The organism is Arenimonas sp. (assembly GCF_019459675.1).
Classification (GTDB): Bacteria; Pseudomonadota; Gammaproteobacteria; order Xanthomonadales; family Xanthomonadaceae; genus Arenimonas.
Genome location: NZ_JAIBFH010000375.1, coordinates 1 through 10,490, shown reverse-complemented (window position 1 = coordinate 10,490; position 10,490 = coordinate 1). Strand labels below are relative to the sequence as shown.

Genomic DNA, 10,490 nt, shown 5'->3' with positions numbered 1-10,490 from the left:
GGTTTGGCGCGTGCGCAAAGTGCACGGCGCTGCTGCTTGAAAAAAGGTTCTTCGCCCAAGTGAATGGTTACGGTGCCGGCGCCACCGCGGAAGCGAGGGTCACTTCCTGCTCATGGCAGAGCCTTTTAAATCGCAGTAAGTGACCCTCGCTTCCACGGCGCCGCCGGTGCGGGGTGACTTTTTTCGTGACGGACGGCCCGCGGCTGCGCGCTTCGGCGCTTGCGCGTGTTGGATCAGGACCAAGGCTTGGCATCTTTCCTGCAGACCTGTCTTGGCTGACCCGGCCGGGGCCAGCATCTCCTGCGCGTCCATCGCGCGCGTACCTTCGGACGCGAGGTGTTTCGGCCTGGCCAGCGTGGAAGACGGCCAGACCGGGAGACCTATCCGCCCGGCGGCGGGTGTGGGATTCTGGCGCGCACACCGGGGCATCGGGCCAAGGCGAGAACCGCGGTCAGGCCTCGCCCTGAAAGCAACGGCAACAGCCACAGCGATTAGCGATCAGCCATCCGGCGGTAGTCAGCTGTCGGCTGTCAATTGTCGGTAATCAGTGGACGGTATCCGGTTGCCGAACCTGCAGCCATCAAGCTGCGGCGCACCGGGATCACGCATCAAGCCACGGCTGTGTCGTCGTGCCTGCCCCGAACCCACACCCGCCGCCGGGCGGATAGGTCTTCCGGTCTGGCCACCTTCCCAGCTCGCCCCGGACTTCCACTCCGCGTCCGAAGGGACGCGCGCGGGTGGCGAGCCCGCCGCAAGCACCGCAGCCGGGTCAGCCAAACCCGCGCCGCAAGAAAAATGCCCGGCCTTGGTCCGGATCCGACACGCGCAAGCGCCGGAGCGCGCGGCCGCGGGCCTTTCGTCCAGCCAACCAGAAGATCCGGACCGGCCGCGCCGCGGATGGCGGCAGCGTTGGTCAGTAGCCGGCGGCCTGCCCGTCCTTGCGGCTTTCGCTGGCGCCGGTGTACACGCCGCTGTCGTTGTCGCGGGCAATGGCCTGGTAGCCGCCGTAGGGGCCGTCGGCGAACTCCACCGTGTGGCCCTTGCGCATCAGCGCGCGGATGGTGTCGTAGCTGAACCCGGTTTCCAGGTTGAGCACGCCGCCGTCGGTCATGGCCACCATCTGGCCGGCGGGATCGGTGCTGCCGTCGTGCTGGATGCGCGGGGCGTCGCCGGCTTCCTGCAGGTTCAATCCCAAGTCCACCAGGTTCATCACGATCTGCGCGTGGCCCTGCGGCTGCATGGCGCCACCCATCAGGCCGAAACTGACCCAGGGCTTGCCGTCGCGGGTGATGAACGCCGGGATGATGGTGTGGAACGGCCGCTTGCCGGGTTCGAACGAGTTCGGATGGCCGGCCTTTAGCACGAACTGCTCGCCGCGGTCCTGGAAGATGAAGCCCAGGCCGGGCACGGCCATGCCGCTGCCCATGCCGCGGTAGTTGGACTGGATCAGCGACACCATCATGCCGTCCTTGTCGGCCACCGTGAGGTAGATGGTGTCGCCCTGGTTGAGCTGGCGTCCGGCGTCAACGGCGCGCGCGGCGCGGTCGGGGTTGATCAGCTTGCGGCGCTGCGCGGCGTATTCCTTCGAAATCAGCCAGGACACCGGCGCGGGATGGAAGGCCGGGTCGGCGTAGTAGCGCGCGCGGTCGGCGAAGGCCAGCTTCTTGGCTTCGGTGAACAGGTGCACGTGCTCGGCGCTGCCGAAGGCGATCTTGGAAAAGTCGTAGCCTTCCAGCAGGTTGAGGATCTGCAGGGCGGCAATGCCCTGGCCGCTGGGCGGCAGCTCCCAGACGTCCACGCCGCGGTAGTTCGTGCTCACCGGGTCCACCCATTCGCCCTGGTGCGCGGCTAGGTCGTCGTAGCTCAGAAAGCCGTCGTTGGCCTTGAAGTAGGCGTCGATGCGGCGCGCGATGTCACCCTTGTAGAACGCGTCGCGGCCGTCGCGGCCGATGGTTTCCAGGGTGTTGGCCAGGTTCGGGTTGCGCCACAGCTCGCCCTTGGCCGGCGCCCGGCCGTCGATGGTGAACTGCTCGGTGAAGCCCGGCCACTTCGACAGCACCGGCACGCTGCGGGCCCAGTAGTACGCAATCACTTCGTGCACCGGATGCCCCTTGCGGGCGTAGGCCACGGTGGGCGCCAGGTTCTGCGCCATGGTGCGCTTGCCGAAGCGCTCATGCAGCGCGAACCAGCCGTCCACCGTGCCCGGCACGGTCACCGGCAGCGGGCCATGGGGCGGGATGTCGGTGTAGCCCTTGTCCTTGAACCACGCCAGGCTCAGCGCCCGCGGCGAACGCCCGGAGCCGTTGTAGCCGTGCAGCTTGTTGGTCTTGGGGTCCCAGACGATGGCGAACAGGTCGCCACCGATGCCGTTGCCCGTAGGCTCCATCAGGCCCAGCGCCGCGTTGGCGGCGATGGCGGCGTCCACGGCGCTGCCGCCCTGGCGCATCGTCTCCAGCGCAATCTGGGTGGCCAGCGGGTGGGACGTGGCCGCCATGGCCTCGGGCGCGAACACCTCCGAGCGCGTGGCGAAGGCCTGCCCGGTGATGCGGTCCGCGCTGTGGGCGGGCGCCACCAGCAGGGTGGCCAGGAAGACAACTGCGGCAGGCATGACTTTCATCGGTAGGCTCCGGACAAGGACTGCGAGAAGATAGCGCACTCCCCCTGCCCCAAAGCGAAGGACTCCCGATGCGCCTGCTGGTACTGATGTTTGCCTGCCTGCTGGCCGTGCCCGGTTGGGCGCGCGAGCCCGAGGCTGCGCCCGCCGCCGCGCCCGACGCCGCCCGGCAGCTCGATGCGCTGCTGGCCCAGTGGCACGAGTCCGAGCTCAAGGCCAACCCGATTTTCGCCACCGCCCTGGGCGACCTGCGCTACAACGACCAGCTGCCTGACTTCACCACCGAGGCGTTCCGGGTGGAAACGCAAGCGCGGGAGCGCGACTTCCTGGCCCGCGTGCAGGCGCTGGATCGCGACGCGCTTTCCGGCCAGCATCGCCTGAGCCGCGACGTGTTCATCAGCGACCGCGAACTCTCGCTCGAATCCAACCGCTTCCCGGGCTGGATGCTGGCCGTGACCCAGTTCGGCAACCACGGCAGCTTCTTCGCCCAGCTGGGCTCGGGCCAGGGCATCCAGCCCTTCCGCGAGGTCAAGCACTACGACGATTTCCTGGCGCGCATCGCCCGCTTCCCCGTGATCAACGATGGCGTCATCGCCAACCTGCGCGCGGGCATGGCCGCCGGCGTCACCCAGCCACGGCCCGTGGTCGAGAAGATCATTCCGCAGTTCGGCGTGCACATCCTGGACACGCCCGAGCAGAGCGTGTTCTGGGGCCCGATCAAGACCATGCCCGCCGACTTCCCGCCCGCCGAGCGTGAACGCCTGACGGCCGCCTACCGCGCCGCCATCAGCGACGTGCTGGTGCCCGGCTACACGAAGATGCGCGACTTCCTGCGCGACGAGTACCTGCCCGCCGCACGCGACACCGTCGGCATGAGCGAACTGCCCGACGGCCGCGCCTGGTACGCGCTGATGGTGCGCACCAACACCACCACCGACCTGGGCGCGGATGCCATCCACCAGTACGGCCTGGACGAAGTGGCGCGCATCCTGGGCGAGATGAACGCCGTGCGCGAACAGGTCGGCTTCAAGGGCGACCTTCCGGCGTTCTTCGAATTCCTCAAGACCGACGAGCAGTTCTACTTCAAGACGCCCGAAGAGGCCGTGCAGGCCTATCGCGACGTGCAGGACAAGATCAACCCGCTGTTGCCCAAGCTGTTCGACGTGTTTCCCAAGGCCGATTACGAAGTGCGCGAAGTCGAGGCTTTCCGCGCCCAGACCGACGCCGGTGCGTCTTACCAGGCGCCCACGCCGGACGGCTCGCGCCCGGGCGTGTTCTACCTCAACACCTTCAACCTCAAGGCCCAGCCCAACTTCCTGGTCGAAACGCTGTCCATCCATGAAGCGTCGCCGGGGCACCACTTCCAGATCTCGATCCAGCAGGAAGTGGAGTCGCTGCCGGCCTTCCGCCGCTTCGGTGGCTACACCGCGTTCGCCGAGGGCTGGGCGCTTTACGCGGAGTCGCTGGGCAAGGAGCTGGGCCTCTTCACCGACCCCTACCAGTGGTACGGCCGCTTGAGCGACGAGCAGCTGCGCGCGATGCGCCTGGTGGTGGACACCGGCCTGCACCACCTGGGCTGGAGCCGCCAGAAGGCGATCGACTACATGATGGCCAATTCATCCATGGCCGAGTCGGACGTGGTGGCCGAGGTGGAGCGCTACATCGTGATTCCCGGCCAGGCGCTGTCGTACAAAGTGGGCCAGCGCGTGATCCGCGAACTGCGCACCGAAGCCGAGGCCGAACTGGGCGACAGGTTCGACGTGCGCGCCTTCCACCGCCAGGTGCTGACCGACGGCGCGCTGCCGATGGGCGTGCTGCAGGTCAAGATCCGCGAGTGGATCGCCCGCCAGAAGGAAGCCGCGCCCGCGGCCTGATCGGCGCATGGCTTTCGACGCCTTCGCCCTGATCCTGGCGATGCTGGCCCTGGGGCTGGTGTTCCAGCGGCTGCGCGTGTTTCCCGACAGCGCCGCCGAAGTGTTGAACAAGGTGGTGCTGTACGTCTGCCTGCCGGCGTCGGTGCTGATCTATGCGCCGCGGGGCGAGCTCGGCCGCGAGGTGCTGGCCGTGGGGGCTGTTCCCTGGCTGCTGCTGGCCGCGACGGTGGCGCTGGTGTCGCTGGCCACGCGCGTGATGAAGCTGCGCCCCGACGAACACGCGGTGCTGCTGCTGTGCGTGGCGCTGGGCAACACCAGCTTCCTGGGCTACCCGCTGGTGCGGGCGCTGCTGGGCGAAGACGCCTTGCCGTACGCGGTCATCTACGATCAGTTCGGCGCCTTCCTGATCCTGTCCACGTTCGGGCTTTACGTGCTGGCGCGCTACGGCGGCGACGCCAAGCCCACGGCCGGCCTGATCGCGCGCCGCATCGCCACGTTCCCGCCGTTCCTGGCCCTGGTGCTGGGCCTGACGCTGATGCCCGAAACGCCGCCGGCCTGGATTGCCGGCGGCCTGCAGCGGCTGGCCGACGCCCTGCTGCCGCTGGTGGTGCTGGCCATCGGCCTGAGCCTGCAGCTCAAGCTGCCGCGCGACGAGCTCAAGCCGCTGGCGACGGGCCTGGCCCTGAAGCTGGCCGTGATGCCGCTGATCGCGCTGGGCATCGCGCCGCTGCTGGGCCTGCAGGACGTGCAGCACGACGCGGTGGTTCTGGAATCGGCGATGCCGCCGATGATCACCGCCGCGGCCCTGGCCATTTCGCATCGCCTGGCTCCGGGCCTGGCGGCGGCCATGGTGGGTTATGGCATCCTGCTGTCGCTGATCACGCTGCCCGCCTGGGCCTGGCTGCTGAAGCACTGGAGTTGACCGCCATGGCACGTGAACACGAAGGACCCGGCGTGCGTTTGCCGCCACCCGTGATCTACCTGTCGGGACTGGTCGCAGGCTTTGCCTTGGACCGCTGGTGGGTGTCGCTTCCTATCGTGGATGCGTCGCGCGAAACCTGGATCCACCTGCACGCCTTCGCCTTCGGCCTGGTGGCGGTGTGGCTGCTGGCCAGTTCGCTGCGAAGCTTCCGCCGCCGCAGCAACGACCCCCGCCCCTGGCGCGAAGACACCGCCCTGGTGGAGGACAGCCTGTACCGCCACACCCGCAATCCGATGTACCTGGGTATGGCCTTGGCCTACGCCACGGTTGCGCTGATGTTCAACGCCCTGTGGCCGCTGCTGTTGCTGGTGCCGGTGCTGGTGGTGATCCGCTATTACGTGATCGCACGCGAGGAGCGCTACCTGGCGCAGCACTTCGGCCAGCCCTACCTGGACTACTGCACCCGCGTCCGCCGCTGGTTCTAGCAACGGGCTCAGTCGGCGGGGACGGTGCGGGTGCGGGCCCATTCGCGCAGGGCGTTGACCTGTTCGGCCATCAGCACGCTGAGCGGACGGGTGGCGCCGAGTTCGCCCAGCAGGCGGGTTTCGTCCAGCGGGGTTTCCGCGGCGTGGGCGGAGTACAGGCCGCTGACCACGGCCTGTTCGATCTCGGCGCCGGAAAAACCGTCGGCCGCCCCGGCCAACGCATCCAGTGAAAAGCCCTCCCAGTCCACTTCGCGCTTGGCCAGGTGCAGGCGGAAGATCTCGGCGCGGGCGGCGTGGTTGGGCAGGTCCACGAAGAAGATCTCGTCGAAGCGGCCCTTGCGCAGCAGTTCGGGCGGCAGGTCCTGCACGGCGTTGGCGGTGGCCACCAGGAACACGCGTGACTTGCGCTCGGCCATCCAGGTCAGGAAGTAGCCGAGCACGCGCCGCGAAACGCCGCCGTCCTCGCTGCTGCCCGATGCCGCCAGGCCCTTCTCCAGCTCATCGATCCACAGCACGCAGGGCGAGATCTGCTCGGCCGAGGCGAGCGCGTCGCGCAGGTTCTTCTCGGTTTCGCCGTGGAATTTGTTGTACAGCGTGCCGAAGTCCAGCCGTACCAGCGGCACGCCGAAGCCGCCGGCCACCGCCTTGGCCGCCAGCGACTTGCCGCAGCCCTGCACGCCCAGCAGCAGGATGCCCTTGGGCGGGTCCAGGCCGACCGGCAGCGCCTCGCTGCTGTAGGCGGCCCGGCGCTGGTTCACCCAGGCCTTCAGGCGCGTGAGGCCGGCCACGTCGGAGAAGCGCGCCGTGTCGTACTCGAAGTGCAGGTGGCCGCTTTTGTTGAGCAGTTCGAACTTGAGCTTGGCCAGCTCCGGCAGGTCGTTGGCGCTGATCACGCCGTCGCGGAAAATAAGGTGCCGCGCCAGGCGCCGCGCCTCCATCAGCGACACGCCGCGCAGGTTGCGCACGATCATCTTCAGCGCGTCCTGGTCGACTTCCACGCGCTTGCCGCCGTGCTCGCGCACGTACAGCGCGGCCTCGTCCTGCACCAGCTTCAGCAGCGCCTTTTCATCGGGAAGGCGCAGCGAGAAGCGCACCGCCAGATGTTCCAGGTCGGGCGGCAATTCGATCTTGGCGCCCACCAGCACCAGCGTGTGCTCCTTGCAGTCGCGGCGGTCTATCAGCTCGCGCACCATGCGCTGGGTGGTGGCGTAGCCCAGGTAGGGATGGAAATCGAGCAGCAGGTGGATACCGCGCTGGTCCATGCCGCGGATGGTGCGCAGCGTGGCGGTGGCGTCGGGCGGCGACAGCGGGGCGTCTTCGCCGTGCAGGTCCACGCGGCGCAGGCCCTCGGTGATCGACCAGCGGAACAGCGGCCGCCACACCTGCATCAGCACGTGCATGAACAGGTCCACCACCCGGCCTTCGTCAGGCGTCTCGATGACGACCAGCGCCGTGTTGGCGCGGATCAACGACGTCAGGTCCTGCAGCTCGCTCATCCTCGGCCCTTGCGTGGCAAGGCCGTGATGATACCGGACGCCGTCCTCAGAACAGGTCTACCGGCGGGCCTGGGCGCCGCCATTTCACCAGCGCCGCGGCCACCAGGCACGGCAGCGCGAGGGTGTCGGCCAGCACGATACGGCCCACGGCGTCGCCGTAGCCCCCCACGCCCAGGGCCAGCGCCAGGAAGGACAGCACGCTGCCCAGCCCCATCACGATCGCCACGCCCTGCAGCGACGGCCGGAACGCCGCCACCAGCAGTAGCCCGCCCAGCAGGCCGAACAGCACGGCGCGGTGCCGCATCAGGATCTGCAGGTCGGGGTTGCTGAAGTCCATGCCGTAAAGACGCGCCAGCGCTTCGGCTCCCAGCACGCCCGACAGCGGCAGCAGGTGGATCACCGCCGGCACCAGCAGCAGCAAGGCCATGCCCCATCCGCGGCGCGGCGCCGTCATGCGCAGGCCGGTGCCAGCAGGTGGCGGGCGATGGCTACGCCCGCTTCGCGGCCGTCGTGCACCGCCGTGACCACCAGGTCGGCGCCGCGCACGTTGTCGCCGCCGGCGAACACCTTGGCGTGGCCAGTGCGGCCGGGCAGGCCGTTGGTGACCACGCGGCCGTGGGGGGTGGGCGGCACGCCGCAGTAGGGCCCCCCCGCGGCGGGGGGGGTGGGGCGTATGCCGAAGGCCCGTATCCCCCGGGCGGCTTCGTGGCGGGTTGCGCGGCGGGGCCGGTGCGCGGGGGCGCCGCCGCGACCGGCGGCGGCGCGGGTTTCAACCAGCCGCACGCCGATGGCCTGCAGGCTGCCGTCCACCCGCAGGCCGCTTTCGATGGACAGCGGCTGGCGGTTGAATACGAAGCGCACGCCTTCGTCGCGGGCGTTCTTCACTTCGCGGCGCGACCCGGGCATGTCGGTTTCGCCGCGGCGGTAGGCGCAGGTGACTTCGGCCGCGCCCAGGCGCAGCGACGAGCGCACGCAGTCCATGGCGGTGTCGCCGCCGCCCAGCACCAGCACGCGCTTTCCGGCCAGGTCGAAGGGCGGATCGTCGCGGTGTGGCTTGCCCAGCAGCCGGCGCGCATTGGCCACCAGGAAGGGCAACGCCGGCAGCACCCCGGGCAGGTCCTGGCCGGGCAGCTTGCCGTCCACCGCCGTGTAGGCGCCGGTGCCCAGGAACACCGCGTCGTAGTCGCGCATCAATGCATGGCCCATCGCCGCGTCCACCTCCACGCCCAGGTGGAAACGCACGCCCATGGCTTCCAGCACGCCGCGGCGGGTTTCAATCACGTGCTTCTCGAGCTTGAAGGCCGGGATGCCGAAGCTCAGCAGCCCGCCGATTTCCTCGTAGCGGTCGAACACGTGCGCCTCGATGCCTGCGCGCGCCAGGCGGTCGGCGCAGGCCAGGCCCGCGGGCCCGGCGCCGATGATGGCCACGCGCTTGCCGGTGGCCACCACGTGCGACAGGTCCGGGCGCCAGCCCTGCCGGAAGGCTTCGTCCACGATGTATTTCTCGACGGAACCAATCGTGACCGCCTCGAAGCCGGTGTTGAGCGTGCAGTCGCCTTCGCACAATCGGTCCTGCGGGCAGACGCGGCCGCAGATCTCGGGCAGCGGGTTGGTTTCATGCGCGAGTTCGGCGGCCTCGAACAGGCGGCCTTCCTTCACCAGCGCCAGCCAGTTCGGGATGTAGTTGTGCACCGGGCACTTCCACTCGCAGTAGGGGTTGCCGCAGTCCAGGCAGCGTCCGCTCTGGTCGGCGGCCTCGGGCGCGGAAAAGCCGCCGTAGATTTCCTGCCAGCCCATCACGCGCAGCGGCGCCGGCAGTTCGCGCGGCATGCGCCGCGGCATCTCCAGGAACTGGAAGGGGTTGGCCTTCATGCGGCGCGCCTGAGTTCTTCGGCCAGCGACTCCAGGCTGGCGGCCTTGGGCTTGACCAGCCAGAAGCGTCCGGCGACGTCGCGGAATTCCTCCAGCAGCTGGGCGCCCCAGGCGCTGCCCGTCAGGTCCACGTGCGTGCGCAGCAGCGTGCGCAGGTGGTGGCGATGGTGCTCCATGCCCTCGGGGGTGATGCGCAGTACGTCGATGAGTTCGTGGTTGTAGCGGTCGACGAAGTCGCGGTCCATGTCGAGCACGTAGGCCAGCCCGCCGGTGAGGCCGGCGCCGAAGTTCAGGCCGGTGCGGCCCAGTACCGCCACCACGCCGCCGGTCATGTATTCGCAGCCGTGGTCGCCCACGCCTTCCACCACCGCCAGCGCGCCGGAATTGCGCACGCCGAAGCGTTCACCGGCGCGGCCTGCCGCATAAAGCTCGCCGCCGGTGGCGCCATACAGGCAGGTGTTGCCCATGATCGGCGTGTCGCGCGCCACGAAGCGCGACGCCGCGGGCGGCTGCAGCACGATGCGGCCGCCGGCCATGCCCTTGCCCACGTAGTCGTTGGCGTCGCCTTCCAGGTGCAGCTGCAGGCCGCCGGCATTCCATGCGCCGAGACTCTGGCCGGCGTGGCCGCGCAGGTGCGCCGTGATGGGCGACTCGGCCATGCCGGCGTTGCCGTGCGCGCGGGCGATCGCGCCCGACAGCCGCGCGCCGATGCTGCGGTCGTCGTTGCGCACGTCGTAGTGGAATTCACCGCCGCGCGAATGGGTGATGGCGTCGCCCATGTCGGCCAGCATGCGCGAGGCCAGCGCGCCCACGTCGCGCGGGGCATTGCGGGCCTGCGTGCAGAAGCGGGCGCCGCCGCTGCTGGCGTCGGCCGCGGCCAGGATCGGCGACAGGTCGAGTTTGCGCTGGCGCGGCGTGTCGCCCGCGGCCTGCACCAGCAGGTCGGTGCGCCCGATCAGGTCTTCCAGGCGCGCCACGCCCAGCACCGCCAGCCAGCGGCGCACATCTTCGGCCACGAAGCGGAAGAAGTTCATCGCCATTTCCGGCAGGCCGGTGAAATGGTTGGCGCGCAGGCGCGGATCCTGCGTGGCCACGCCGGTGGCGCAGTTGTTGAGGTGGCAGATGCGCAGGTACTTGCAGCCCAGCGCCACCATCGGCGCGGTGCCGAAGCCGAAGCTCTCGGCGCCCAGGATCGCGGCCTTCACCACGTCCAGCCCGGTCTTGAGG

The 10,490-nt window shown here is 69.4% G+C and carries 8 protein-coding genes; 3 read left to right on the top strand and 5 right to left on the bottom strand.

The window, feature by feature from the left end; genetic code table 11:
* Positions 1-913 precede the first annotated feature (913 nt).
* A complete protein-coding gene (gene ggt / locus K0M70_RS12515) occupies positions 914-2,617 on the bottom strand; it encodes a gamma-glutamyltransferase (protein ID WP_290782434.1) in 1,704 nt (567 codons plus the stop codon).
* 68 nt (positions 2,618-2,685) lie between these two features.
* Here ggt and K0M70_RS12510 point away from each other — a divergent pair, with 68 nt between their 5' ends.
* The 3 genes from K0M70_RS12510 to K0M70_RS12500 are packed head-to-tail and all read left to right on the top strand — an operon-like array spanning position 2,686 to position 5,895.
* Positions 2,686-4,488: a DUF885 domain-containing protein gene (locus K0M70_RS12510; RefSeq protein ID WP_290782432.1), complete on the top strand. Its 1,803-nt coding sequence runs from the start codon at positions 2,686-2,688 to the stop codon at positions 4,486-4,488.
* A 7-nt stretch (positions 4,489-4,495) separates the two neighbouring features.
* A complete protein-coding gene (locus tag K0M70_RS12505; protein ID WP_290782429.1) occupies positions 4,496-5,410 on the top strand; it encodes an AEC family transporter in 915 nt (304 codons plus the stop codon).
* 5 nt (positions 5,411-5,415) lie between these two features.
* Positions 5,416-5,895 carry an isoprenylcysteine carboxylmethyltransferase family protein gene (locus tag K0M70_RS12500; RefSeq protein ID WP_290782428.1) on the top strand — a complete coding sequence of 160 codons (480 nt, stop codon included), beginning with the start codon at positions 5,416-5,418 and terminating at the stop codon, positions 5,893-5,895.
* A gap of 8 nt (positions 5,896-5,903) precedes the next feature.
* Here K0M70_RS12500 and K0M70_RS12495 read toward each other — a convergent pair whose 3' ends face one another.
* The 4 genes from K0M70_RS12495 to K0M70_RS12480 form a co-directional block, all read right to left on the bottom strand.
* Complete coding sequence (locus K0M70_RS12495) at positions 5,904-7,391, bottom strand: AAA family ATPase (protein ID WP_290782427.1); 1,488 nt, start codon at positions 7,389-7,391, stop codon at positions 5,904-5,906.
* A 46-nt stretch (positions 7,392-7,437) separates the two neighbouring features.
* Entirely contained in the window at positions 7,438-7,818 is a 381-nt protein-coding gene (locus K0M70_RS12490; RefSeq protein WP_290782426.1) for a hypothetical protein, read from the bottom strand.
* Between the two features lie 23 nt (positions 7,819-7,841).
* Positions 7,842-9,263, bottom strand: coding sequence for an FAD-dependent oxidoreductase (locus K0M70_RS12485; protein WP_290782424.1), 1,422 nt, complete (start codon positions 9,261-9,263; stop codon positions 7,842-7,844).
* Positions 9,260-10,490, bottom strand: a 1,231-nt coding sequence (locus K0M70_RS12480) for a glutamate synthase-related protein (protein ID WP_290782422.1), incomplete at its 5' end; no start/stop codon positions are given. The genes K0M70_RS12480 and K0M70_RS12485, both read right to left, overlap by 4 nt.